21 protein-coding genes are annotated in these 23,650 nt (G+C 71.8%); 10 read left to right on the top strand and 11 right to left on the bottom strand.

From position 1 onward, the window contains the following. Positions 1-76: 76 nt before the first annotated feature. From OG736_RS07615 to OG736_RS07590, 6 genes are read left to right on the top strand one after another with little or no spacing between them, the layout of a single operon-like run. A complete protein-coding gene (locus OG736_RS07615) occupies positions 77-496 on the top strand; it encodes a cupin domain-containing protein (RefSeq protein WP_327181766.1) in 420 nt (139 codons plus the stop codon). Next, positions 493-1,761 (top strand): beta-ketoacyl-[acyl-carrier-protein] synthase family protein, encoded by a 1,269-nt coding sequence (locus OG736_RS07610; RefSeq protein ID WP_327181765.1) that lies wholly within the window; start codon positions 493-495, stop codon positions 1,759-1,761. Before OG736_RS07615 ends, OG736_RS07610 begins: the two co-directional genes overlap by 4 nt. Beyond that, a complete protein-coding gene (locus tag OG736_RS07605; RefSeq protein ID WP_327181764.1) occupies positions 1,758-3,008 on the top strand; it encodes a beta-ketoacyl synthase N-terminal-like domain-containing protein in 1,251 nt (416 codons plus the stop codon). Before OG736_RS07610 ends, OG736_RS07605 begins: the two co-directional genes overlap by 4 nt. A gap of 35 nt (positions 3,009-3,043) precedes the next feature. Continuing rightward, entirely contained in the window at positions 3,044-3,298 is a 255-nt protein-coding gene (locus OG736_RS07600) for an acyl carrier protein (protein WP_307161976.1), read from the top strand. A 1-nt stretch (position 3,299) separates the two neighbouring features. Continuing rightward, positions 3,300-3,779: an SRPBCC family protein gene (locus OG736_RS07595; protein ID WP_054240494.1), complete on the top strand. Its 480-nt coding sequence runs from the start codon at positions 3,300-3,302 to the stop codon at positions 3,777-3,779. A 20-nt stretch (positions 3,780-3,799) separates the two neighbouring features. Further along, complete coding sequence (locus tag OG736_RS07590) at positions 3,800-4,132, top strand: TcmI family type II polyketide cyclase (RefSeq protein WP_327181763.1); 333 nt, start codon at positions 3,800-3,802, stop codon at positions 4,130-4,132. A 120-nt stretch (positions 4,133-4,252) separates the two neighbouring features. Here OG736_RS07590 and OG736_RS07585 read toward each other — a convergent pair whose 3' ends face one another. The 4 genes from OG736_RS07585 to OG736_RS07570 all read right to left on the bottom strand — a co-directional run bounded on the left by OG736_RS07585 (position 4,253) and on the right by OG736_RS07570 (position 9,656). Beyond that, positions 4,253-5,281: a methyltransferase gene (locus tag OG736_RS07585; RefSeq protein WP_327181762.1), complete on the bottom strand. Its 1,029-nt coding sequence runs from the start codon at positions 5,279-5,281 to the stop codon at positions 4,253-4,255. Between the two features lie 40 nt (positions 5,282-5,321). Continuing rightward, a complete protein-coding gene (locus tag OG736_RS07580; protein WP_327181761.1) occupies positions 5,322-6,428 on the bottom strand; it encodes a right-handed parallel beta-helix repeat-containing protein in 1,107 nt (368 codons plus the stop codon). Positions 6,429-6,550: 122 nt separating this feature from the next. After that, complete coding sequence (locus OG736_RS07575; protein ID WP_327181760.1) at positions 6,551-8,767, bottom strand: sensor histidine kinase; 2,217 nt, start codon at positions 8,765-8,767, stop codon at positions 6,551-6,553. A gap of 412 nt (positions 8,768-9,179) precedes the next feature. After that, positions 9,180-9,656, bottom strand: coding sequence for a DUF899 family protein (locus OG736_RS07570; RefSeq protein WP_327181759.1), 477 nt, complete (start codon positions 9,654-9,656; stop codon positions 9,180-9,182). A gap of 288 nt (positions 9,657-9,944) precedes the next feature. Between OG736_RS07570 and OG736_RS07565 the strand changes: the two genes are divergently transcribed. Further along, positions 9,945-11,078: an FAD-dependent oxidoreductase gene (locus tag OG736_RS07565; RefSeq protein ID WP_327181758.1), complete on the top strand. Its 1,134-nt coding sequence runs from the start codon at positions 9,945-9,947 to the stop codon at positions 11,076-11,078. Between the two features lie 46 nt (positions 11,079-11,124). Here the strand turns inward: OG736_RS07565 and OG736_RS07560 are convergent, their stop codons facing one another. Then, a complete protein-coding gene (locus OG736_RS07560; RefSeq protein WP_327181757.1) occupies positions 11,125-12,336 on the bottom strand; it encodes a sugar ABC transporter permease in 1,212 nt (403 codons plus the stop codon). A gap of 199 nt (positions 12,337-12,535) precedes the next feature. Further along, complete coding sequence (locus tag OG736_RS07555; RefSeq protein ID WP_327181756.1) at positions 12,536-13,624, bottom strand: substrate-binding domain-containing protein; 1,089 nt, start codon at positions 13,622-13,624, stop codon at positions 12,536-12,538. A 130-nt stretch (positions 13,625-13,754) separates the two neighbouring features. Here OG736_RS07555 and OG736_RS07550 point away from each other — a divergent pair, with 130 nt between their 5' ends. Both OG736_RS07550 and OG736_RS07545 read left to right on the top strand, forming a co-directional pair. After that, positions 13,755-16,103 carry a SpoIIE family protein phosphatase gene (locus tag OG736_RS07550; RefSeq protein WP_327181755.1) on the top strand — a complete coding sequence of 783 codons (2,349 nt, stop codon included), beginning with the start codon at positions 13,755-13,757 and terminating at the stop codon, positions 16,101-16,103. After that, complete coding sequence (locus tag OG736_RS07545) at positions 16,100-17,194, top strand: substrate-binding domain-containing protein (RefSeq protein WP_327181754.1); 1,095 nt, start codon at positions 16,100-16,102, stop codon at positions 17,192-17,194. The genes OG736_RS07550 and OG736_RS07545 overlap by 4 nt, the downstream gene beginning before the upstream one ends. Before the next feature lie 15 nt (positions 17,195-17,209). On the opposite strand, the gene OG736_RS07540 is transcribed toward OG736_RS07545, so the two are convergent. Then, on the bottom strand, positions 17,210-17,500 hold the full coding sequence (locus OG736_RS07540; protein ID WP_327181753.1) for a zinc-ribbon domain-containing protein: 291 nt from the start codon (positions 17,498-17,500) through the stop codon (positions 17,210-17,212). A 235-nt stretch (positions 17,501-17,735) separates the two neighbouring features. Here OG736_RS07540 and OG736_RS07535 point away from each other — a divergent pair, with 235 nt between their 5' ends. Then, a complete protein-coding gene (locus tag OG736_RS07535; RefSeq protein WP_327181752.1) occupies positions 17,736-18,716 on the top strand; it encodes an SMP-30/gluconolactonase/LRE family protein in 981 nt (326 codons plus the stop codon). A 90-nt stretch (positions 18,717-18,806) separates the two neighbouring features. Here the strand turns inward: OG736_RS07535 and OG736_RS07530 are convergent, their stop codons facing one another. The 4 genes from OG736_RS07530 to OG736_RS07515 form a co-directional block, all read right to left on the bottom strand. Further along, entirely contained in the window at positions 18,807-19,505 is a 699-nt protein-coding gene (locus tag OG736_RS07530; protein WP_327181751.1) for a LuxR C-terminal-related transcriptional regulator, read from the bottom strand. 203 nt (positions 19,506-19,708) lie between these two features. Continuing rightward, positions 19,709-21,082 carry a D-alanyl-D-alanine carboxypeptidase/D-alanyl-D-alanine endopeptidase gene (gene dacB, locus OG736_RS07525; RefSeq protein ID WP_327181750.1) on the bottom strand — a complete coding sequence of 458 codons (1,374 nt, stop codon included), beginning with the start codon at positions 21,080-21,082 and terminating at the stop codon, positions 19,709-19,711. A 146-nt stretch (positions 21,083-21,228) separates the two neighbouring features. Continuing rightward, a complete protein-coding gene (locus OG736_RS07520; protein ID WP_327181749.1) occupies positions 21,229-22,812 on the bottom strand; it encodes a hypothetical protein in 1,584 nt (527 codons plus the stop codon). A 210-nt stretch (positions 22,813-23,022) separates the two neighbouring features. Further along, positions 23,023-23,607, bottom strand: a complete 585-nt coding sequence (locus OG736_RS07515; RefSeq protein WP_327181748.1) for a hypothetical protein — start codon at positions 23,605-23,607, stop codon at positions 23,023-23,025. Positions 23,608-23,650 lie beyond the last annotated feature (43 nt).

Here is a 23,650-nt window from a genome sequence, read left to right as displayed (position 1 = left end):
GGGCGGTGCCCCGCCCCTGCCGCGTCGGTGCACCACATCATCGGAGGAAGTCGTGATCACTTCTCGTCACAGAATCATGGATCTCAGCGAGGTCGAGCCCAACACCCGGCGAGGCGGCGACCTGCGCGCCATGCTCACCCCGGCCACGGTGGGCGCCACCAGCGGTTTCATGGGCCTGGCCCTCATCCAGCCCGGCGACCGCATCGGTGAGCACTACCACCCGTACTCCGAGGAGTTCGTGTACGTCGTGTGCGGACAGCTGGAAGTGGACCTGGACGGTGAGCCGCACCCGCTCCAGCCCGAGCAGGGGCTCCTGATCCCCCTCAACGTGCGCCACCGCTTCCGCAACGTCGGCAAGGTGGAGGCCCGTATGGTCTTCCACCTCGGCCCGCTGGCCCCGAGCCCGCCGCTCGGCCACGTCGACACCGAGGGAACCGAAGCCGAGCCCGCCGTGATCGGGGCGGAGTCGGCCGAGCGACGTCAGGTGCGCTCATGACGAGACGAGTGGCGGTCACCGGCATAGGCATCGTCGCCCCGGGCGGCATAGGCGTCCCGGCCTTCTGGAACCTCCTGGCGGACGGGCGCACGGCGACGCGGGCCATCACGTTCTTCGACCCGACCGGTCTGCGGTCGCGGATCGCCGCCGAGTGCGACTTCGACCCGGCGGCCCACGGCCTGGACGCGACGGACGTCGAGCGGTGCGACCGCTACATCCAGTTCGCCCTGGTCGCCGGGGACGAAGCGGTACGCGACGCGGGTCTCGACCTGGCCGCCGAGAACCCCTGGCGGGTCGGTGTCTCCCTGGGCACCGCGGTCGGCGGCACCACCCGGCTGGAGAACGACTACGTCGCGGTCAGCCACGGCGGGCAGCGCTGGGACGTGGACCACCGGGAGGCGGCCCCGCACCTGCACCGCGCGTTCACGCCCAGCACCCTCGCCTCGACGGTGGCGGAGCGGTTCGGGGCGCGCGGTCCGGTGCAGACCGTCTCCACGGGCTGCACCTCCGGGCTCGACGCGGTCGGGTACGCCTTCCACACCGTGGAGGAGGGCCGGGCCGACATATGCATAGCCGGCGCCTCGGACTCGCCGATCTCGCCGATCACCATGGCGTGCTTCGACGCGATCAAGGCCACCTCCTCGAACAACGACGACCCGGCCCACGCCTCGCGTCCCTTCGACGCCGACCGTGACGGGTTCGTCATGGGCGAGGGCGGCGCCGTACTCGTCCTGGAGGAGCTCGAGCACGCCCGAGCCCGCGGCGCGCACGTCTACTGCGAGCTCGGCGGGTACGCCACGTTCGGCAACGCCTACCACATGACCGGCCTGACCAGCGACGGCCTGGAGATGGCCCGGGCCATCGAGGAAGCCCTCGACCACGCCCGGCTCGACGCCTCCGCGATCGACTACGTCAACGCGCACGGCTCGGGCACCAAGCAGAACGACCGCCACGAGACCGCTGCGGTCAAGCGGGTCCTGGGCACGCACGCCTACGACACGCCCATGAGCTCCATCAAGTCGATGGTGGGCCACTCCCTCGGCGCGATCGGGGCGATCGAACTCGTCGCCTGTGTGCTGGCCCTGGCCAACCAGGTCGTACCGCCGACCGCCAACTACGAGACGCCCGACCCCGAGTGCGACCTGGACTACGTCCCGCGCGTGGCCCGTGAGCGCAAGCTCGCCAGCGTGCTCTCGGTGGGCAGCGGGTTCGGCGGCTTCCAGTCCGCGGTGGTCATGAACCGGCCGAGGGAGAAGACACGATGAGTGAACCCCTGCCGCGGCGCGCGGCCGTCACGGGAATCGGTGTGATCGCGCCCAACGGAGCCAGTACCGAGACCTTCTGGAAGTCCACCAGGGAGGGCATCAGCGTCCTGGACCGGGTCACCCGCGAGGGCTGCGAGGATCTGCCGCTGCGGGTGGCGGGTCAGGTCCGCGACTTCGACCCGTCGGCCGCGATCGAGGAACGCTTCCTGGTCCAGACCGACCGGTTCACGCACTTCGCGATGGCCGCGGCCGACTTCGCGCTGGACGACGCCCAGCTCGGCCGGCCGGAGACCGACGCCGCGCCCTTCTCCGTGGGCGTGGTCACCGCGGCCGGTTCCGGCGGCGGCGAGTTCGGACAGCGCGAGCTCCAGCAGCTGTGGGGCAAGGGCAGTCGCTTCGTCGGCCCGTACCAGTCCATCGCCTGGTTCTACGCCGCCAGCACCGGCCAGATCTCCATCCGCCGCGGCTTCAAGGGTCCCTGCTCGGTCGTCGCCGCGGACGAGGCCGGCGGCCTGGACGCCCTCGCCCACGCGGCGCGGGCGGTGCGCCGCGGCACCGATGTGATCGTGGCCGGGGCCACCGAGGCGCCGATCGCGCCCTACTCGGTGGTCTGCCAACTCGGCTACGAGGAACTCAGCACGGTCGACGACCCGACCCGCGCCTACCGCCCCTTCACCTCCGCGGCCTGCGGGTTCGTGCCGGCCGAGGGTGGCGCCATGCTCGTGGTGGAGGCGGAGGCCGCGGCCCGGGCACGGGGCGCGCGGGTGCAGGCCTACCTGGCCGGACACGCGGCGACCTTCACCGGTGCCTCCCGCTGGGAGGAGTCCCGGGAGGGGCTCGCCCAGGCCGTCCGGCAAGCCCTGGAGGAGGCCGACTGCGCTCCCGAGGAGATCGACGTGGTCTTCGCCGACGCCCTCGGTGTGCCGGAGGCGGACCGCGCCGAGGCCCTGGCGATCGCCGACGCCCTCGGGGCGCACGGCACCCGCGTGCCCGTCACGGCGCCGAAGACCGGGATCGGCCGGGGCTACTGCGCTGCGCCGCTGATGGACGTCGCGGCGGCGGTGCTCGCGATGGAGCACGGCCTGATCCCACCCACCCCCAACGTCTTCGACATCTGCCACGACCTCGACCTCGTGACCGGCCGGGCCCGTACCGCCGAGGTACGTACGGCGCTGGTCCTGAGCCGGGGACTCATGGGGTCGAACTCGGCGCTGGTGCTGCGGCACGGCGCCACCGACGCCTCGTAGCGAGGCGCCGCGGAGCAGCAGAGGAAGGGAATGGCATGACCGACCGCATCACTGTGGAAGAGCTGGCCGAACTCATGAAGAAGTCCGCCGGCGTCACCGTCGCCCCGGAGGAACTCCGCCGCGACGACGCCGGCTTCGACCGACTGGGCGTCGACTCGCTCGGCCTGCTGGGGATCGTGGGCGAACTGGAGAACCGGTACGGCACGCCGATGCCTCCCGACGCCGAACGCTCCAAGTCGCCCCGGCAGTTCCTCGACCTCGTCAACAGTGCCCTCATGACAGGAGCGTGAGATGACCGGACACACGCAGAACGAGATCACCATCGCGGCGCCTCTGGACCTGGTCTGGGAGGTGACCAACGACCTGGAGAACTGGCCGCGGCTGTTCAGCGAGTACGCCTCCGTCGAGATCCTCTCCCGGGAGGGACGCAGGACGACGTTCCGGCTGACCATGCACCCGGACGAGAACGGCACCGTGTGGAGCTGGGTCTCGGAGCGCGAGCCGGACCGCGACACGCTCACCGTCAAGGCCCGCCGGGTCGAGACGGGGCCCTTCGCCCACATGGACATCCACTGGCGGTACGAGGAGGTGCCGGCCGGTACGCGGATGGTCTGGACGCAGGACTTCGCGATGAAGCCCGAAGCGCCGGTCGACGACGAGTGGATGACCGACAACATCAACCGGAACTCCAAGGTCCAGCTGGGCCTGATCCGGGACCGCATCGAGAAGACCGCCGCCGAGCGCGGTGCCACCCCCGGTCTGACCGACTGATCCGGACGGAGAACAGCACCATGCACCAAGCTCTGATCGTCGCCCGGATGGCCCCGGGATCGGCACCCGACATCGCCAAGGTGTTCGAGGAGTCCGACCGGGGAGAGCTGCCGCGGCTCGTCGGCGTGAACCGGCGCAGCCTGTTCCAGTTCGGCGACGTGTACATGCACCTGATCGAGGCCGAGCGCGACCCCGGGCCCGCCATCGCCAAGATCACCGGACATCCCGAGTTCCGGGGCGTCAGCGAGCGGCTGGCCGCGTACGTCAGCGCGTACGACCCCGAGACCTGGCGTTCCCCGAAGGACGCCATGGCGCAGCGCTTCTACCTCTGGGAGCGCGAGCCGGCCGGCTGACCCCCGCCGACCATCACCGGTCGCCGGGCCCGCGACGCTGCGGGCCCGGCGACCGGTGGTCTGTGCGGCTCTCTTCCGGGGGGACCGGAACGGATTCGGAGAACCGGGGACGCGGTCGGATCAGCCGGGGACGTGGCAGTCGAACGCGTGCAGGTAGGGGTTGACCGGGCTGATGTCGTCGATGACGAGGCCCGCCTCGGTCAGCCGGTCCACCATGCTCTGGGTGGTGTGCTTCGCCCCGCCGACGTTCAGGAGCAGCAGCAGGTCCATCGCGGTGCTGAACCGCATCGAGGGCGAGTCGTCGACGAGGTTCTCGATGACCACGACCCGGGTCCCGGGGCCGCCCGCCGCACGGACGTTGCGCAGCGCGCGGGCCGTGCTCTCGTCGTCCCACTCCAGGATGTTCTTGATGACGTAGACGTCGGCCTTCACCGGAACGGCCGTACGGACGTCGCCTGGTACCACGCGGGCACGGCCGGCGAGGTCGCCGCCCGCGAGCAGACGCGGCACCGCGTTCTCCACCACCCGGGGGAGGTCGAGCAGCGCCCCGTGCATCGACGGGTACTTGTCGAGCAGACTCGCCACCACGTGCCCCTGACCGCCGCCGATGTCGGCGACCGACGAACACCCCGTCAGGTCGAGGAACTCCGCGACGTCCCGCGCCGACTGCACGCTGGAGGTCGTCATGGCGCGGTTGAAGACGTCGGCCGACTCCGGGGCGTCCTCGTTGAGGTAGGGGAAGAACTCCTTGCCGTACAGGTCCTCCACCACGTTGCGGCCGGTGCGCACCGCCTCGTCCAGCAACGGCCAGGCGTCCCAGGTCCACGGCTCGGTGCACCACAGCGTGATGGCGCGCAGGCTGTTGGGGTCGTCCTCGCGCAGCAGCCGGGAGACGTCGGTGTGCGCGAAGGTCCCGTCCGGCCTCTCCGTGAAGACGCCGTAGCAGGACAGGGCCCGCAGCAGCCGTCGCAGCGGGCGGGGTTCGGTCTTCACCGCGGCCGCGAGGTCCTCCACGGCCATGGGGCTGTCGCCGAGGGCGTCGGCGACGCCCAGCCGGGCGGCCGCGCGCACGGCGGCGGCACATGCCGCCCCGAACGCGAGTTCCCGCAGCCGCATCGACGGCGGAGGGGCAGACTGAGTGGTCGTCATGTGCCGCCTTCCTTCTTGGAGTTCGTGGGGTTCACGGGGTTCAGCACAGGCCGGCGGGCTTCGACGAGCGGCAGGAGTTGCCTTCGAAGGTGTTGCCCTTGCCGGTGTCCGTGTTGACGAGGTCCGGGGAGTTGCCCCGCAGCAGGTTGTCGCTGATCCGGTTCCGGTCGCTGGTCGTGCCCACGAAGCTCTTGAACAGGACGATGCCGCCGGACAGCGGGGACTTGCCGACGTTGTCCTTGATCACGTTCCGGGTGACCAGGCTGTCCTCTGCGCCGGTCAGGACGATGCCGGAGCCCTGGAGGGCGTCCAGCCGCGCGGTCTTCGGGCACGACTTGTTGTTGCGCTCGATGCGGTTCTCGCGCACCGTCACGAAGCCGGCCTTCGGCTTGTTCTCGTCGCCGACGACGAACACGCCCGCGCAGTTGCCCGTGAGGTGGTTGCCCGCGAGGGTCAGGTTGCGCAGTCGGCGGACGGTGACACCGATCCGGTTGCCCTCCAGCCGGTTGTGCTCGACCACGGTTCCCTCGGTGTCCGTGGCGCCCTGCTCCTCCTTGACCGTGTTGGCGAGGAACAGGCCCGCGTCGCCGTTGTCGCGGGCGGTGTTGTGGCGGAACACGCCATGGACCGAGTGCTCCGTGGCGATGCCCCACACGCCGTTCTTCACCGCGGTGACGCGCCGCACGGTCAGCCCGTCGGCCTCCGTGGCGTAGAGACCGGTCTTGGCGAAGCCGGTCACCGTCAGGGAGGCGACGGTGACGCCGTCGACGTTGTGGTCCTTCGTGCCCACGACGCAGATGCCGTTCCCGCTCGCGGCACAGCTGTTCGGGGCCTTCTTGGTCTTGGCGGCGCCCGATCCGGTGCTCGGGGCGGTGCCGGTGCTCGCACCCGCCTCCGGTTCGAGCACCGTGCCGCGGCCCACGCCGCGCAGGGTGAGCCCGGGCGTGCTCACGTCGACGCTCTCGTGATAGGTGCCGTAGGTCAGCAGAACGGTGTCGCCCGGCCGGGCGGCGTCCACCGCCTTCTGGATCGATTCGCCCGGGTGGACCACATGGACCGTGTGGGCGGCGACCGGGGGAGCGGCACCGAGCCCCGTCCCGATCAGCGCCGCCGTGCACGCCAGGTACGCGATATGGCATTTCTTCATATTGTCCACGCTATGACCCCATAGCCCGGAACAGGCGAGATGGGCCATCCGGCGGCGTGTCCCTTCCGTGGCACGCCGCACGCCGCACGCCGCACGCCGCACGCCGCCCGGCGCCGGGGGCGTCAGTCGGTGCGCGGGCGGCGGTTGCTCCGGGATGCGCGCCGGGAGAGTCGCCGCGGGCGGGCGCCGGACGTCGTCGTCGGCTCCTCGGCAGGCGGCTCGTCGGCGGGCCGCGTCCCGGCCGGCTCGTCCTGCCACGCCTCGTAGTCCGTGAAGGCGTCACCGGAGTCCTGGCCGCCGGGAGTGAGCGCGGTGCCCGCGTACTCGGGCTGCGGGACGTTCTTGAGCAGGGCCAGCGTCAGGGTGTCGGAGTCGGGCAGGGTGCCCGGCAGCGGCTGGGTGACCGTGTCGGGCAGCATGACGAGGGAGGTCGTGCCGGACTTCTCGCCGGAGGGCCGCAACTGGACGCGGATGCCGTGCCGTTCGGCGAGCCTGCCGACCACGAACAGCCCCATGTGCTGGGAGATGTCGACGTCGACGGTCGGCGGGTCGGCCAGCTTGCGGTTGATCACCGCGAAGTCGTCCGCCGCCAGCCCGATGCCCTCGTCGTGGATCTCGACCGTGATCCGGCCGTCGGGGAGCCGCACGGCGGTCACCCGCACCTCCGATTGCGGGGAGGAGAACACCGTGGCGTTCTCCAGCAGTTCGGCGAGCAGATGCACGAGGTCGGGCACGGTCCGGCCGTCGATCTGGGCCTCCGGCAGCCCGAAGAGCCGGATGCGCTCGTACTGCTCCACCTCCGAGCAGGCCGCGCGGACGACGTCGACCAGCGGCAGCGGCCGGTCCCACTGCTCGGCGGGCCGCTCGCCGCCGAGCACCAGGAGGTTCTCGCCGTTGCGGCGGACGCGGGTGGCGAGATGGTCCAGCCGGAAGAGGTTCTCCAGCTGCTCCGGGTCGGTCTCGTTGTCCTCCAGGCTGGTGATGAGGGCCAGTTGACGTTCGATGAGGGACTGGCCCCGGTGCGAGAGGTTGGTGAAGATCGCGTTGATGTTGCCCCGCAGCAGGGCCTGTTCGGCGGCGAGCCGGACGGCCTCGCGATGGACGAGGTCGAAGGCCCGGGCCACCTCGCCGATCTCGTCGGTGGTGTGGATCGGGATCGGGACGACCCGGGTGTCCACCTCGCCGGAGTCGGGCCGGGACATCTGGTCGACCAGAGCGGGCAGCCGCCGACCGGCGATCTCGATCGCGGAGGCGCTGAGACGGCGCATCCCGGTGCTCATCGTGCGGGCCACCCAGGACGCGAGCAGAAAGGCCACGAGCAGCGAGGCGAGCACGAGCGCCGCGTTGGTGACGGCGTCCCGGCGCGCGTCGTCGGCGATGTCGTGGGCGCTCGTGAGCGCGGCGTCGGTCAGGTTCACCTGGATGCCCCGGTAGGCGTCGAAGCCCAGCGTGGACGCGGCGAAGAACGACTCGGGTGTGATGCCCCGAGCGGCCAGCTCCGCGGCCGGCTTCCCGTCGGCGATCTCGGCGATCATCACGTCGATGGTGGGCGGGGCGACGAACGTCCGCCCCGCCGCCGCGGCCTGTGCGGCCGCGGCGGCGGTCTGCTGTCTGCCCCGTTCCTCGGCGGCGGCGAGCGCCTGCTGGAGCCTCGTCACGTCCTCGGTGGTGCCGGCGCCCACGTACTCCTGGAGCCCCACCTGCTCGAGATAGGCGTACGAGCGGAACGAGGCGAGCTGGGAGGCCAGTTCACCCGGGGCGAGCCGGTCACGGTCCTCCACCAGCAGATGTGTGCCGATGGACCGGATCAGGGACTCGGCCGCCTGCGTCAGGGACACGGCGTAGAGGGTCCGGCCGATGCTCGCCTGGCTGCTGCTGCCGAAGCCCAGCTCGTTCGAGATCTCCATCAAGGGGTGCTGGACGGTGTGGTAGCTCTCCTCCGTCTGCACTCCGGACATCCGGGAGGTGAACGCGTTGGCCCGCACGGCGGCGAGTTGCGCCTCACCGGCGCGGACCAGCTGGACGCGCCGGACGAGGCCGCCGGTCTTCGGCATCCGGTCGACCGCCGCGTCGAACACCCGCGCGTCCGCGTCGGTGATCTTCCGGGCCTGTACGACCGTGTCGGAGGTCCTGGCGCCCGTCAGCAGGGGGATGACCGACAGATCGCGCTCGTTGATCGCGTCGCTGGCGTACTTGTTCGCCGCCTGGATCAGTTCCGCCACGCGGACCGCGTCGTCCGCGTCCTGCCAGGTGTCGACCGAGCGTTTCACCCGTACGCCTCCGAGCACGAGGGCGACGAGCACGGGGATCAGCAGCACGGCCCGAAGCCGCCTGGCCACGGGCCAGTTGCGGGTGAGGGGCTTTCTTCGTCCCTCAGCCGCGGGTGAGTTCTTCGGCACGATCGACCTATCGCCTCTGGAGCGCCTCGCGCGTGACGCGCCGGGTACCCCTCACTACGACGCGTCGGCGGCACTGCGTTCAAAAGTGGTGCAAGTTTCACCTAAGACGTCACTCACGTTCGGCCGGCGCGCGGTCAGAACCAGTGCGGGCAGTGCAGTCCGTGCAGGCAGTGCGGGGGAACGCTCGGCGCGGCAGAGAGCGTCGGCGAGGCCGGCCGCGCCCGCCCGGACGACGCGTGGTGTCCCGCCGCAGTGCGGCGTCGACCCGTGACCGGGTCGAACGGCCTACGGCCGGGCCCGCGCCCGGCCGGCGGCAGGGCCCGGTCCCGGCCCGGGGGTGAGCGGCGGCGCGTCAGTGGTGGGGGCCGTGCCGGCCGAGGGTCTCCACGGGGGTCGCACCGGGGCGGGTCCACTGCGGCACGGGACGGCCGGTCGGGCCCCACGTGGGGTTCCCGTCCGCGGCGAACGAGACGCCGCGGGCGTTGAGGTAGACGGCGTCCTTCAGATGCCGGGCCGTGGTGGTGCAGCCCTCGCACTGCCCCTGGTGCGGCGCGTCGTCGTGCCACATGTGTTTGTAGACCATGAGCTCGTCGCGGCCCTGGAACAGGTCCAGGAACGGGACCGGGCCATCGGGTCCGACGACCTCGACCGTCCCGTCGAGCTCCACCATCGGCAGCCGGCGGCGGTCCGCGGCGAGGGCGTCGCCCGCACGGGTGTACGCCTTCTCGCGGACCAGGAGCTCGTCACGGGCGGTCTGCCAGGTGGCCAGGTCGACGACGGGCGGGCGGCCGGGCAGCGCGTCGGTCCGGTCGTGCGGCGTGGTCGTCATGGTGTCCTCCGTGGTGTCTCGTGCCGGGCAGCGCCCTGCGCCGTCCCGCGAGGGTCAGGAGAGGAGACCCGTGCCCCGCCCGGAACTCATCGCCACCGGCGGCGCCCGCGACCGACCCCGCACGGACCGGGCCGGGTGACCCGGGAGATCGCGCGGAGGGCCCGCCGTGTCGGTCGGATGTCGGGGCTGTCGGTCCGATGTCGGCGGCCTGTCGGCCCGGTCCGGAACCCTTCGAAGAGATCCTTCCGGGCGCCCGTCCGGCAGGCGTACGACACGCAGGGAATCACCATGACCACTGACGTCACGATCATCGGCGCCGGCCTCGGCGGACTCGTCCTGGCCCGCGTCCTGCACGTCCACGGAATGACGGCCACGGTCCACGAGGCGGAGGCCTCACCGGCGGCCCGCGCCCAGGGCGGGATGCTCGACATCCACGACCACAGCGGCCAGCCGGCTCTTCGGGCGGCCGGCCTGACGGACGAGTTCCGCGGCCTGGTCCTGGAGGGCCGCCAGGCGCTGCGGATCCTCGACCGGGACGGGACCGTCCTGTTCGACGAACCCGACGACGGCACCGGCGGACGTCCCGAGGTGCAGCGCGGCGAGCTGCGGCGGATGCTGCTCGACTCGCTCCCGGCCGGCACCGTCCGGTGGGGCCACAAGGTCAGCGCCACCCGTGCCCTCGGCGACGGCCGCCACGAGGTGACCTTCGCCGACGGCACCACCGTCACCACGAACCTGCTCGTCGGCGCGGACGGCGCGTGGTCACGGGTCCGGCCGCTGCTCTCCGCCGCCGTACCCGAGTACACCGGCATGTCGTACGTCGAGACCTACCTGTTCGACGGCGACACCCGGCACCCGGCCGCCGCGAAGGCGGTCGGCGGCGGATCGCTGCTCGCGCTCGCCCCGGGCAAGGCGATCCAGGCTCACCGGGAGAAGGGCGACACCCTGCACGCCTACGTGGCGCTCGCCCGCCCGCGGGACTGGTTCGCCGCCGTCGATTTCACCGATGCCGCCGGGGCCGGCGCGCGGATCGCGCGGGAGTTCGACGGCTGGGCGCCGGAACTCACCGCGCTGATCACCGATGCCGACACCGCCCCCGTCCTGCGCCCCCTCCACGCACTGCCGACCGGGCACCGGTGGGAGCGGGTGCCGGGGGTGACCCTGCTCGGCGACGCCGCCCACCTCTCGGTCCCGAACGGCGAAGGCGCCAACCTGGCCATGTACGACGGCGCCGAACTCGGCAAGGCCCTCGCCGCCCACCCCGACGACGTCGAGGCCGCGCTCACCGAGTACGAGCGGGCCATGTTCCCCCGCGGCGCCGCGGCCGCGGCCGAGGGCACCCGGCTCCACGAGCTCATGTTCGGCGACAGCGCACCCCACGGCCTGATCACCGCGTTCGTCGAGGACGAGCAGACCTCGTGACCCGCGTTCGTGGAACGGTCGCCGGGACCGTTCCACGAACGTCCTCTCACGCCCGTCTGCGGGTGGCCTGGGAATGCCGCGACAGCGAGTCGATGATCACCGCGGCGAAGAGCACCCCGCCCGTGATGACGAACTGCACGGCCGGGGGAGTGTCCGTGATCGCCATGCCGGAGGCGATCGACTGGATGACCAGCATGCCGAGCACCGCCGACCAGGTCGAACCGCGCCCGCCGAACAGGCTGGTGCCGCCGATGACGGCCGCCGCGATGGCGTTGACCAGCAGCACGCCCGAACCCGAGCTCTGGCTCACCGAGGTGATGCGCGAGGCCAGGAACAGGCCGCCGACGGCGGCCATCGTGCCCGAGGCCGCGAGCACCGCGGTCTGCACCCACGTCACGCTGAGGCTGGCGCGGCGGGCCGCCTCGACACTGCCGCCGAGCGCGTAGACCTGCCGTCCGTAGTGGGTGCGGCGGAGCACCACGTCGAGGCCGGCCACCACCACGAGGAAGATCAGCAGGGCGAGCGGCAGCCCCTGGAACCGGTTGAGCAGGTACGCGACGCCGAAGGCGACCACGGCGACCGCGCCGGTGCGCAGCGCGATGGCGTGCACCGACCGGTGCGGCATACCGATGGCCTTGCGGCGCCGCCGGTCGCGGTCGGAGACGAGGAAGACCGCGCCTGCGGCGACCGCCGCCAGACCGTAGGCCACGGCGTCGTCGGTGAAGTAGTAGCTGGTCAGCTTGGCGACCAGCCCGTTCTCGTCGAGGTTGACGGTGCCGCTGTCCCCGAGGACGGAGAGCATCAGGCCGTTCCAGGTGAGCAGCCCGGCGAGGGTGATCACGAAGGCCGGCACCCGGGTTCTGGCGATCGAGTAGCCCTGGACGGTTCCCGCCACGGTGCCCGCCAGCACCGCGACGATGAGCGCGAGCCACTCCGGCACCCCGTTGTTCACGTTCAGCACGGCGAAGACGGCCGCCGCGAGCCCGCTGATCGAGCCGACGGACAGATCGAGTTCACCGAGCAGCAGCACGAAGACGATGCCGACCGCGATCATCCCGGTGCCCACGATGTCCACGCTGAGATTGGACAGGTTGCGGGGCGAGAGGAAGTTCTGGTTGAGGGACTGGAAGGTGATCCAGACGACGGCGAGGACGAGGACGACGGGCAGCGAGCCCAGCTCACCGGCGCTCAGCTTGCGCCGGACGACCGCCGGCCCGCTCCGCACGGCACGGGCGACGGCCCGCACGCGGGTCACCACCTCGCCTCCCGCACGGCCCCCCGTGGGGGCATGCCCGGTCCGGCGCCGGTGACGGCCCCGGGCGCGTCGCCCCCGAGAACGGCGGCGGAACGCCCGGAGCGAATCTCCGGCACGGAAACCATCTCCTTCCCGAGGGCGTCGGCTCCGGCGGCGTCAGGTCGACGCGTGTCCTGCCGACACGGTGTCCGTTCGATGCGGGTCAGGTCAGTCCGGCCCGGTCGCAGGCGGCCCGGAGCTGGGGCGTGCAGATCTGCCGGACGGTGTGCAGGCCGTCCTTCACCACCGTGTCCTCGATGTTGTCGACGGTCACCGACACCGGGGTGAGCAGCACGGCGGCGACCGCGTCCCCGCCGCTCGTCGGCACCTCGGCCGTGGCCACCTGCCCGAGACTCTCCCCGCGGGCCGCGGCGACCGCCATGGCGCCGCCGGCGGCGGCCTCGGGCGCGAACGGCTTGAAGACGGTCATGTACTGTTCGCCGCCGACGATGCGCCGCAGGGCCGAGAGCTCGGCGTCCTGCCCGGTGACCGGGGGCAGCGGGTCGACCTTGTTCGCCTTGAGGGCGGAGATGCTCCCGGCGGCGAGGCCGTCGTTGGCCGCGTAGACCCCGTCGATCGACTCGACGCCGAGGGCCGCGATGGCCCCGGACATGTTCATGTGCGCGGCCTCCCTACGCCACTGGAGGGTGTCGTAGGCCTTGCCGATCTTCACCTTTCCGTCGAGCACGGACAGCGCGCCGTCCTGGAACGACTTCGTGTTCGGGTCGCTGGGGTCGCCGTTCATCATGACGATCTCGGCGCCGGGCACCTTGTCGCCCATCGCCTTCAGCAGCGCCCGGCCCTGGAGCCTGCCGACCTCCCTGCCGTCGAAGGAGACGTAACCCGAGATGGGGCCCTCGGCGAGCCGGTCGTAGGAGATGACGGGGATGTCCGCCTCGTGGGCCTTGGTGACCGCCGGTCCGAGCGAGCGGGCGTCCACGGCCACGAGCACGATGGCATCGACCCCCTTGGTGATCATCGAGTCCATCTGTTCCTGCTGGAGGGCCACATCGCCCTTGGCGTTGGCGTGTTCGACCGCGCAGTCGGGGCACAGCTCGTCGATCTTCTGCTCCAGCAGCGGCCTGTCCTGGGTCTCCCAGCGGGGCGTGGTGACGTCCGGCAGCAGCAGGCCGATGCGCGGCCGTCCGTCTCTGCCGGGTTCGTCCGGGGTGTCCGCCCCGCAGGCCGTCAGGACGACCGCGGTGGAGACCGCGGTCACCGCGGCGGCTGTGTCCCTGATGCAGGCCTTCATGGGTGGTACCTGCCGTAGACGACAATAGGGTGGTAGCGGTGGATATGTTCGGTTGATCCTTATATGCGATTCTGGTGGGTGGGTGCCCCGATCTCAACCTGTCGGCACCTGCGGCAGGATGGGAGGTACGTTGCGGACATGCCTCGACCGGGCCCTGGCCTTCGCCGGAGCGACACTGGCGGCGGTCTACGCGCCGGAGGTCGGCACGCGCGAGCTTCAGCTGGTGGACACGTCCGGAAGCGTCTCTTCCGGACCGGCACCGCCGGAGCGCCTGCCGCTGTCCGGTGACTCGCCCGCGGCGCGTGCCTTCCGCACCGACCACCCCCTGTGGCTGACCGCCGAGACCCCGCTCGGGGCGCTGCCCCTCGGCATCCAGGGCAGCAGGCTGGGCTGCCTCCTCGTCCTGGGGGCCTCCCCGGACGGCTTCGAGGTCGAGCAGCGCCGCTTCCTGGAGCGGTACGCCGACGCGGTCGCCGCCCTCCTCCCGCCGGGCGCGGACCCGCCGATCCCGACACCGCTGCTGGGCCCCGCCCTGCGCAGCCTGCGCGTCGGCTCCTTCGTCCTCTCCCCGGACACCGGCCTGATCGAGGCCGACGACACCCTGCTCGAACTGGTCGGCATCACACCGGACGACTTCGACGGCAAGGTCGACACCCTGCTCGCGCACGCCCTCCCGGAGGACATGCACGCCCTGATGTCGGTCCTGGAACCGACCACCGACGCCTTCGGCCGACGGGACCTGGAGTTCCGGGTGCGGGGCCCGACCGGCGAGATGCGCTGGCTGAGCCTGAGCTGCCGGGCGGAGCCGGGCGCGGGCGACGGGCCGCAACAGGTCCTGGGCGTGGTGACGGCGACCCCGGTGCTGCGCCGCGGCGGCGACGACGTCTCCAGGATCCAGTGGCTGACGGCCGCCCTCGACGACGCCGCGACGGTTCGCGACGTCGGCCGCGTGGTGGTCGCCGCGCTGCGCGAGCCGCTGGCCGCCGACCACGTGGCCCTCGCCGCGGTCCAGGACGACCGGGTCATGGTCACCGCCCTCGACCCGCCCCAGCCCAGCGCCTGGCCGGACGTGTGGCGCACCGAGTGGCGCACGGAATGGCCCGACGCACCGCTGCGCGCCCTGCCCACCCTCCAGGCGGCCCTGCGGGACGGCCGGATGGACCTCTGGCCCGCAGGCACCGCCCTCGAAGCCGGCCTGGCGGGCATCGGAGCCGGCGGCCTGGCCGTGCTGCCGCTGCCCGCCAAGGGCCAGGTCGCCGGGGTCTGCATGGTCGGCTGGGACCGGCCGCACGAGTTCGTCCCCGAGGAACGGTCCCTGCTCACCGCCACCGCAGCCCTGGTCGGCCAGGCCCTCAAGCGCGCCCACGCGCACGACGCCGAGCAGGAACTCGCGACGATGCTCCAGCGCAGCCTGCTGCCCCGGCGCCTGCCCGAACTGCCCGGCGGGACCGCCGTCGCCCGCTATCTGCCGGCCAGACGCGGGCTCCAGGTGGGCGGCGACTGGTACGACGTCATCGCCCTCTCCGAGGACCGGGTGGCCCTGGTCATCGGAGACGTTCAGGGACACAGCGCCGGAGCCGCGACGATCATGGGCCAGATGCGTACGGCCGTCCGCGCCTACGCCATCGAGGGCCACCCGCCCGACGTGGTCGTCTCGCACGCCAACCGGCTCCTCGTCGGCATGGAGACCGACCTGTTCGCCACCTGCTGCTACGCCGAACTGGACCTGGAGGAGGGCAACGCCCTCTTCGTCCGGGCCGGGCACCTCGCGCCCATGCTGCGTCTCCCCGACGGCTCCACCGAGGAGGTCGAGGTGGCGGGCGGCCCCCCGCTCGGCATCCTGGCGGAGGCGGACTTCCCCATGACGGCCGTCGAACTGGCGCCCGGCACGGTCCTCGCCCTGGTCACCGACGGTCTGGTCGAGGCCGCCGACCTGCCCCTGGACGAGGGCATGCGCCGGACGCGCGTCGCGCTCGCCGCGGCCGACCCCGCCGACCCCGGGAAGATGGCCGACGAACTCCTCGGCGACGACGGCCGCCGGGAGGACGACGTGGCGCTGCTGCTGCTGCGCTACGACGGCATGAAGACCCGGCCGATCCGGGCCGGCTGGATGGTGTGGCGGCTGCCGGACGCCGTCATGCACGCCCGCCGCTTCACCGCGCGCACCCTGCGCCGCTGGAAGGTCCAGGAGGCGGCCGACGCGGTGCTGCTGGTCGTCTCCGAACTCGTCACCAACGCCCTGGTGCACACCCAGGGGCCGGTCCGACTCGACCTGGTGCTGCGCGGGGACCGGGTGCGCGTCTCCGTGAGCGACTCCTCGCCGCGCGCGCCCGCCAAACCGGTGATCGTCGACTGGGAGGCGACCGGCGGCCGGGGCCTGCTGCTGGTCGAGGCGATGTCGGACGCCTTCGGGTCGGTCCCGGTGGCCGGCGGCAAACAGGTGTGGAGCGAGATCGCCGTGCCGGAGGGAGTGCCGTGAAGACGCGCCGCAGGGCCGTCGTCGCGGTGCTCGCCGCGGCGCTCCTGACGATGCCGCTGGCCGCCTGCGGAGGAGACGAGAAGGCGGCCGGCGAAGGCTTCACCGTCGGCCTGCTGCTGCCGAGCCGCATGGTCCCGCGCTGGGAACACGCCGACCGGCCGTTGATCGAGGCACAGGTGCGGAAGCTCTGCCCCGGCTGCCGGACGGAATACGCCAACGCCGAGAGCGACGTCACCCGACAGCGGCAGCAGATGATCTCCATGATCACCAAGGGGGCCCGGGTCCTGATCCTCGACGCCGCCGACACCCGGGCGCTGCGCTCCTCCATCCAGGAGGCGGACCAGGCGGGTGTCCCGGTGATCGCCTACGACCGCCTCGCCGAGGGCCCGATCACCGGCTACGTCGGCTTCGACGGCCTCATGGTCGGCAGACTCCAGGGCGAGGCGCTCCTGAAGGCCCTGGGGCTGAAAGCGGGGCAGAGCGCCGGGAGCGACAACGTCGTCATGATGAACGGTGATCCGACCAGCCCGAACGCGGAGTCGTACCGGAAGGGCGCGCTGTCCGTCCTCAGCGGCGAGGTGCGGATCGCCCGGTCCTACAACACCCCCGACTGGAGCACCCAGAACGCCCACACCAACATGTCCGCCGCCATCGCGGCCCTCGGCCCCGACCGGATCGACGGAGTCCTCGCGGCCAACGACAACATCGCGGCGGGCGTCGTCGCCGCGCTCAAGAGCGCCGGCGTCACCAAGCTCCCGCCCGTCACCGGCCAGGACGCCGACCTCGACGCGGTGCGGCGCGTCGTCAAGGGCGAGCAGTACATGACCGTCTACAAGCCGTTCGCGAAGGAGGCCGCCGCGGTCGCCGCCATGGCCGTCGCCGTCGGCCGGGGCGAGGACCCCCGGGACAGCGCCACCACGACCGTCGACAGCCCCACCACGAAACGCATCCCGGCCGTCCTGCTCCAGCCGCGTCCGGTGACGGCCCGTGACATCGAGCGGACCCTGGTCAAGGGCGGCCTGTACACCACGGCCCAGATCTGCACCCGTGAGCTCCTCACGGCCTGCGCGAGGGCGGGACTCACCCGCTGAGCCGCCGGGAGGCCGTCAGTGCTGGTACGGCTGCTGGTGCGGCTGCCCGTACGCCTGGCCGCCGACGCCGCCCGCGGCCTGCGCCGTCAACTGCTCCGCCTGCTCCTTGGTCAGCTTCTGCTCGGCACCGCAGAACGTGCACTGCGTCGCGTGACTCGTCGAGACAGGGAACAGCGGCACGAAGAACAGCGTGAACTTCGTGACCCGCTTGCGCAGGGTGTGCGCGGCGGGATTGCCGCAACGGCCGCACACGAGCGTCAGTATCGCCAGCTGGTAGAGGTATCCCTTGGTGCCGAAGATGATCACGCTGTGCTTCCTTCTGGGTGAGTGTCCGTCCGGGCGGGACGGCTGTCGGGACCGCTGTCCGCACCACACAGTCTGCTGCATGGCCGCGTCACCCGGGTGAGCGGCAGGCGGGTCGATGCCCTGGGCCACGCGGGCGATCCCCCGGCCGCGACTGCGGCGGCCGTCGCCGACCCACCGCCATGGTCGTCTGGCCGCCGCACGGCGGCGTTTCCGGCTTCCCCGCAAGGTAGGTCCCATGCCCCGAGTCCCCCGTTCGGCGGGCGTCACCGCCGCCGCCCTAGCCCTCGGCCTGCTCGCCACGGCCCCCGCCGTCTCGGACGAGCCGGCGGTCTCCGCTCCGCGCGTCGTCGCCCACTTCGACCTCGCCAAGGGCCAGTCACCGGAGAACATCGCCCTCGAACCCGACGGATCCGCCGACCTGACGTTCTCCACCGCCCGGCAGGTCGTCAACGTCACCCGGCAGGGCGGGACGCGGCTCCTCGCGACCCTGCCCGCCGTGACGAACCCGCAGACACCCGTCGTCGGCAGGGCCGTCGTCCTCGGCATCGCCCGCGCGCAGGACGGCACCCTGTACGTCAACTACGCCACGGGCACCCGCGCGACCGGCATCTGGCGCATCCCCTCCGGCGGCGGCAAGCCCCGGCAGATCGCACAGCTGCCGCCGAGCGGGTTCCCCAACGGCCTCGCCCTCGACGAGCGCCGGGGCGTGTTCTACGTCGCGGACTCGGTGCTGGGCACCGTCTGGCGCGTCCCGCGCTCGGGCGGCAAGCCCACGGCGTGGGCCACGGGAGCCGTGCTCGAGCCGCGCAACGCACCGCCGGCGGCCCGCGTCGGAGTCAACGGCCTCCGGGTCCACCGAGACGCCGTGTGGGTGTCCAACACCAACGCCGGGACGCTGCTGCGCATCCCGGTACGCGAGAGCGGCTGCGCCGGCGCGATCGAGACCCGGGCGACGGGCCTCTTCGCGATCGACGACTTCGCGTTCGTGGACCGGCACCGCGACACGCTTCTCGCCGCCCTGATCGGCGGCAGCGAGATCGCCCAGGTCCGCCCGGACGGCACCCACCGGGTCGTCCTCACCCGACAGGACGGGCTGTCCAACCCCACCTCGGTGGCGGTACGCGGCCGGACCGCCTACGTCCCCAGCGCTGCGTACTTCAAGCAGCCCGACCCGAACCTGCTCCTGGCCCGCGTCCACCAGCGCGACCGCGGCTAGCCGCCCGGCGGCCCCGTACCCGCAAAGGGGGTACGGGGCCGTGGGGGGAGAGGCGGAGGGGGAGAGAAGGGGATGAGAAGGCGGTCGTCGTCAGGCCGCCGGGCGTACCAGGCCGTACTCGTAGGCGAAGGCGACCGCCTGGACCCGGGCGCGGGCGCCGATCTTGGCGAGGATGTGGCTGACGTGGGACTTCACGGTGGTCGGGGCGATGGACAGCCGTGCGGCGATCTCCGCGTTGGACCAGCCGGAGGCGACGGCGACGAGGACATCGCGTTCGCGCCCTGTGAAGGTGTCGAGTCCGACAGTCCGCTCGCCGGGGCGCGGAGCGCGCTCATGGCGGACGGTGTCGATGAGCGCGCGGGTCAGCTCGGGGGTGATGACGGCGTCTCCGGCTGCCACGACGCGGATGGCCGCGGTCAGTTCGCGGGAGGTGGCGTCCTCCAGGAGGAATCCGCCGGCGCCCGCGCGCAGGGCGGCGTAGGCGTACCCCTCGTCACCGGTGGAGGTCAGCACCAGGATCCGCGGTGGCTGCCCGACCGGCCCGGCGGGGCCGGGGACCGCGGTGAGGCGTGGCGGGTGGGCGATGCGACGGATGGTCTCGATGTCGTCGGTCTCGGAGCGGTGGCCGCCGAGCAGGACGACGTCGGGACGGAGCGCGGCGCTCATCCGGACCGCTTCGGCCCCGCTCGCCGTGTCGCCCACGACGGTCAGGTCGGGCTCGGCGGTCAGCAGCATGCGCAGGCCGACGCGTTGAAGGGACTGGTCGTTGGCGATGAGTACGGAGGCCATGGCTGTGTTCTCCATGCGAGTGGGGGCGTACGCCTCTCATGAACGAAACCGTTTCGTTCACTTGCTGGCCAGACTAGCTCTCGAAGTCATCGAAACGGCAGCGTTTCCTTGTGGTGTGGGTCACAATCGGCGGGAGCGTCGGGCCGTGACGAGAAAGGGCCGGCCCCGGAGGCGCCGGCCCTCTCGTCGTGCAGGGGTGTTCGCTACGCCCAGCAGCCGTTCACGGTGGCCGCGAGGCCGTCCATGGCGTCCTTGATGTCGTTCGGGTTGGCCGTGGAGTTGTTCTCGATGAAGGAGAAGACCTTCCACTTGCCGTCCTTGCCCTGGGTCAGACCGCTCAGGGCGATGGCTCCGGTGAGGGTGCCGGTCTTCGCGTGCACCTTGCCGACCGCGCATTTGGAGTTCACGTCGTCGAAGCGGCCCCATTCCGGACCGAGCGTGCTGCCGGCCTCACCGGAGACGGGCAGCCCGTCGAGGATGGAGCCCAGGGTGCGGGAGTAACGCGATTCCGTCAGCAGTTCGAGGATTTCCGCGAGTGTGGCGGCCGGAATGCGGTTGGCCCGCGAAAGGCCGCTTCCGTCGTAGATCTCGAAATTGTCGAGGGAAACGCCGTACCGAAGGCTCAGCACCTTGCGCACGACGTCCGTGCCGTCCTCGAAGGTGGCCGGGCGGCCCGCCCCGAGTGCGGTCATCCGCAGCAGGGTCTCGGCGATGTTGTTGTCGCTGACCTTGATCATCTTGTGGACGATCTCCGACAGCGCTGCCGACTGGTGCCGCGCCACCGGTACGTCGCCCGGGGCCGCCTCGGCGCGGGTGACGGCGCCGTCGACGGTGACCCCGGCCGCCGTGAGCTGCTGGGCGAAGACCTGCCCGGCGTCGATCGAGGTGTCCTGGACTCCGTGCCCGTCGACGACCAGGGCGCGCACCGGGGCGACGGAGTCGGGGTAGTAGCCGGTGTTCCAGCCGTTGGCCAGGGTCGGTGCGCCGAAGAGGCTGTCGTCCACGGCGACCTTCACCGACGTCAGCCCCGCCGCCTTGAGCCCGGCGACCGCGGTCTTCGCCAGTTCGGCGAGGTCGGCGCTGGTCAGCGTACGGTCGCCGCCCCCGACCACGGTCAGGGTGCCGTTGCCGTAGACGACCTTGGTGGTGAACCTGTGGTTCGGGCCGAGCACGGTCAGGGCGGCGGTCGCCGTGGCGAGCTTGGTGTTGGACGCCGGCATCAGCGCGGTCGCCCCGTTGTGGTCCCACAGGGTGGTGTCCGACTCGGAGTCCAGGACCACACCGCTGACCTCCGACCCCAGGCGCGGGTCGACGACGCGGGCCTCGAGATTGGCCACCAGCTGCTGGTCGTCCGCGTCGAGCGTCCGGCCCGCCGCGGTGTCCTTGGCCGTCGTGCCGATGCCCTTCTCGGCGGCGAAGGCCGAGGGGCCGGCCAGTGCCGCCGAGGTGACGGGCAGGGCCAGTGCGAGCACGATCGCCCGCCGGACGCCGGTGCTGCTCTGCTTGGCCTTGCGGTGCCGGCGTCGACCGCCCGGGGCAAAGGAATGCACGGGTGTTTCCGCCGTTATGTCGTTCATGGAGTATCTCAAGGCTTTCGTGTGGGGGCCCTGCGCGAGAGAATTCCGGCGCACCTTATCACCCGTCACATGCGACCCACAGGTAACGAAGTGCGCTGTTGACAGCCTTTCAGCGGGCGGAAATCCTCCGGGTTTTCACCCGGAATTCAGAGGCCTGACCCCAAGCTCTGCGTCGTGTAGGCGCACTCCGTGTAGATGTAGCCCGACTCGAGCTTGGCCGTGTCCGAGGCGGGTGTGGCGGAGCTGTCGCCGTTCGGCTTGTGCAGGAAGAACGTGGTGCCGACCGGCAGGCTGATGGTGCGCTGCGGATAGTTCTTGCCGCTGTCGTTGCACGGCTCGAACGACGGGTTGATGGTGCTGCCGAAGGAGTACGCCTTGCAGCTGCCGCAGGCCTTGAGGGTGAAGCTGCCGGTGACCGGGCCCGTGAAGAGGACCGTGACCGCGTCGGGGCTGTCGTTCTGCACGGTGACCGAGATGCTGCCGCCGGTACGGGTCGTCGGCAGCTTCTTGCCCGCGGCGGGCACGGTCTGGGCGATCTCCGCCGCTATGGCGATCTTCTTCGCCAGGCCGGCGTTCTTGGCGGTCTTGTGGGCGGAGGCGTACTCCGTCATGGTCGTCTGCGCCGACTCGAAGTCGCCGTCCCGGTACTGGTCCACGCCGCAGGTGTACGTGCCGGTGTCGGCGCTGGTCGTGGCCCGTCGGCTGTCCTTGTCGAGAGCGGCGCCGATGTCCGCCTGCCCGGCCTCCAGGCCGTCGATCTGGGAGCCGAGCGTACGCAGCCGCTGGACCGCGGAGCAGGGTTCGGCCCCGTGCAGGTCCTTCTCCGTACGGACGACGGCGGCGGCCACGGCGGGTTCGACCTTCGCGGCCTGCTCCGAATCGGGGAAGGTGGTCAGCAGCTCCCCGTACTGCGAACCCCAGTCGGCCTCGCCCGCCGTGAGCGCCGTCGACGCGCACTCGTACAGCGAGGTGGCCAGCCGGTCGTCGGGCCAGGTCTTCAGTGCCCCGAGATCCGTTCCGGGCAGGCTCTTGGGGACCGTCCGCAGATACTTCAGCGGCTCCACCGCCTCGCAGTAGTCGCCCTGCGCGTACGCGGCTCCGACCGTCGTGTAGTAGGTCTTCATCCGGGCGGGCACCCGCTCGGCCGCCCGGGAGCCGGAGTGGTCGGACCTGAGGTCCGCGTAGACGCGCAGCGCCTTGCGGTAGTCGGCCTGAGCCGAGTCGAACGGCCTGTCACCGGCGGCCTGCACCAGTTCGTCGGCCTCGTCGAGCCGGTCGAGCAGCATCTGCTGGGTCGCTTCGTCCCGCGCGCTGTCGTACAGCACGACACCCCCGGCCGGCACGACGAGCAGGAGCAGTCCGAGGCCGAGCGCGAGCGGCGCCCGACGGAGTCCCGTCAGCCGGGTGCGCAGGCCCACGCGCGCACCGTCCGCCGCCACCGCGACGAGGAACAGGACGTACAGGACGAGGGCGAAGCCGGGGACGCCGTCCGGGTCGGCCGGCAGCGCCACGAACAGCAGGACGGCGGTGGCGACCCAGCACAGCGCCATCAGGGCCCAGCGGCGCACCAGCGCGTAACCCAGGCCCAGACCACTGAGGTTGAGCACGGCCACCGCGACGGCCCGAGCGCCGTCCGCCGGCGCCGGCGGCGGGGCCGACGGCATGGGCGGAACGTAGTAGAAGGTGTTGTGGTCGGTGTCGTTGTATCTGCCGTACTGGTCCCCCGACATGGCGGCTCCCCCCGGTCAACTGCGTCCGCACGTCTACAATTTGTCAGTGTACGGGCGAAGCGGACGGGCCGACAGGGGCGTCGGGGTTCCTGCATACGATCCCGGCCGGGAGCGGCTCGGCCGAAGAGGACCGGTCGGCGGAATGCGGGCCGGGCCGCCACAGGGGGGCATGTGTGGCGGCCGCGGCTTCGCTATCGCGTCAGGCATGGGTCAGGCCACACCCCCCACCGTCTTCTTGCGGCGCAGGGCGTAGAGGCCGGTGCCGGCGACGGCGAGGACGCCGAGTCCGGCCGCGGTCGCCGAGGGGGTGGCGAGGGCGCCGCCGCCGGTGTGCACGCCGCCGCTGGGCTTGTCGTGCTCCTTGCTCCAGCCGCCGGACTCTTCCTTGCCGCCGTTCCAGGAGTCCTTGCCGTGCTCACCGCTGTTCTCGGTGTCCTTGTCCTTGTACGTCTCGGGGTCGTACTTGGGGTCCTTCGCCGCGCCGCTGTCGCTCACCGAGGCGAGCGCGCCGCCACCGGTGTGGATGCCGCCGTGCGGGGAGTCGTGCTCCTCCTTGCCGTGCTCCTTGCCGTGCTCCTCCTTGCCGTGCTCCTCCTTGCTGTACGAGGAGTCCTCCTCCTTGCTGTACGAGGAGCTGTCCTCCTTGTCGTGCTCCTTGCTGTACGAGGAGCTGTCCTCCTTGCTGTAGGACGAGTCGTCGTGGTCCGTGTCACCGGCGGCGTAGGCGCCGGGGGCGCCGATGGCGAGGGCGGCCGAAGCCGCCGCGGTGGCCAGGATCATGCGAGCAGAACGCATCTGATGGTCCTTCCGTCACGACCGGGCAGCCGACACCTCGTCA

It is taken from the genome of Streptomyces sp. NBC_01334 (assembly GCF_035983595.1).
Classification (GTDB): domain Bacteria; phylum Actinomycetota; class Actinomycetes; order Streptomycetales; family Streptomycetaceae; genus Streptomyces; species Streptomyces coriariae.
Note: the sequence above shows the minus strand (reverse complement) of the source record. Positions and strands in the feature narration are given on the sequence as shown.

Coding starts and splice junctions, on each gene's coding strand:
- OG736_RS07605 (WP_327181764.1), top strand. CDS start 1,758: ATGAGTGAACCCCTGCCGCGGCGCGCGGCCGTCACGGGAATCGGTGTG.
- OG736_RS07555 (WP_327181756.1), bottom strand. CDS start 13,624: ATGAAGGCCTGCATCAGGGACACAGCCGCCGCGGTGACCGCGGTCTCC.
- OG736_RS07590 (WP_327181763.1), top strand. CDS start 3,800: ATGCACCAAGCTCTGATCGTCGCCCGGATGGCCCCGGGATCGGCACCC.
- OG736_RS07610 (WP_327181765.1), top strand. CDS start 493: ATGACGAGACGAGTGGCGGTCACCGGCATAGGCATCGTCGCCCCGGGC.
- OG736_RS07520 (WP_327181749.1), bottom strand. CDS start 22,812: ATGTCGGGGGACCAGTACGGCAGATACAACGACACCGACCACAACACC.
- OG736_RS07600 (WP_307161976.1), top strand. CDS start 3,044: ATGACCGACCGCATCACTGTGGAAGAGCTGGCCGAACTCATGAAGAAG.
- OG736_RS07580 (WP_327181761.1), bottom strand. CDS start 6,428: ATGAAGAAATGCCATATCGCGTACCTGGCGTGCACGGCGGCGCTGATC.
- OG736_RS07585 (WP_327181762.1), bottom strand. CDS start 5,281: ATGACGACCACTCAGTCTGCCCCTCCGCCGTCGATGCGGCTGCGGGAA.
- OG736_RS07570 (WP_327181759.1), bottom strand. CDS start 9,656: ATGACGACCACGCCGCACGACCGGACCGACGCGCTGCCCGGCCGCCCG.
- OG736_RS07595 (WP_054240494.1), top strand. CDS start 3,300: ATGACCGGACACACGCAGAACGAGATCACCATCGCGGCGCCTCTGGAC.
- OG736_RS07530 (WP_327181751.1), bottom strand. CDS start 19,505: ATGGCCTCCGTACTCATCGCCAACGACCAGTCCCTTCAACGCGTCGGC.
- OG736_RS07565 (WP_327181758.1), top strand. CDS start 9,945: ATGACCACTGACGTCACGATCATCGGCGCCGGCCTCGGCGGACTCGTC.
- OG736_RS07615 (WP_327181766.1), top strand. CDS start 77: ATGGATCTCAGCGAGGTCGAGCCCAACACCCGGCGAGGCGGCGACCTG.
- OG736_RS07515 (WP_327181748.1), bottom strand. CDS start 23,607: ATGCGTTCTGCTCGCATGATCCTGGCCACCGCGGCGGCTTCGGCCGCC.
- OG736_RS07535 (WP_327181752.1), top strand. CDS start 17,736: ATGCCCCGAGTCCCCCGTTCGGCGGGCGTCACCGCCGCCGCCCTAGCC.
- dacB (WP_327181750.1), bottom strand. CDS start 21,082: ATGAACGACATAACGGCGGAAACACCCGTGCATTCCTTTGCCCCGGGC.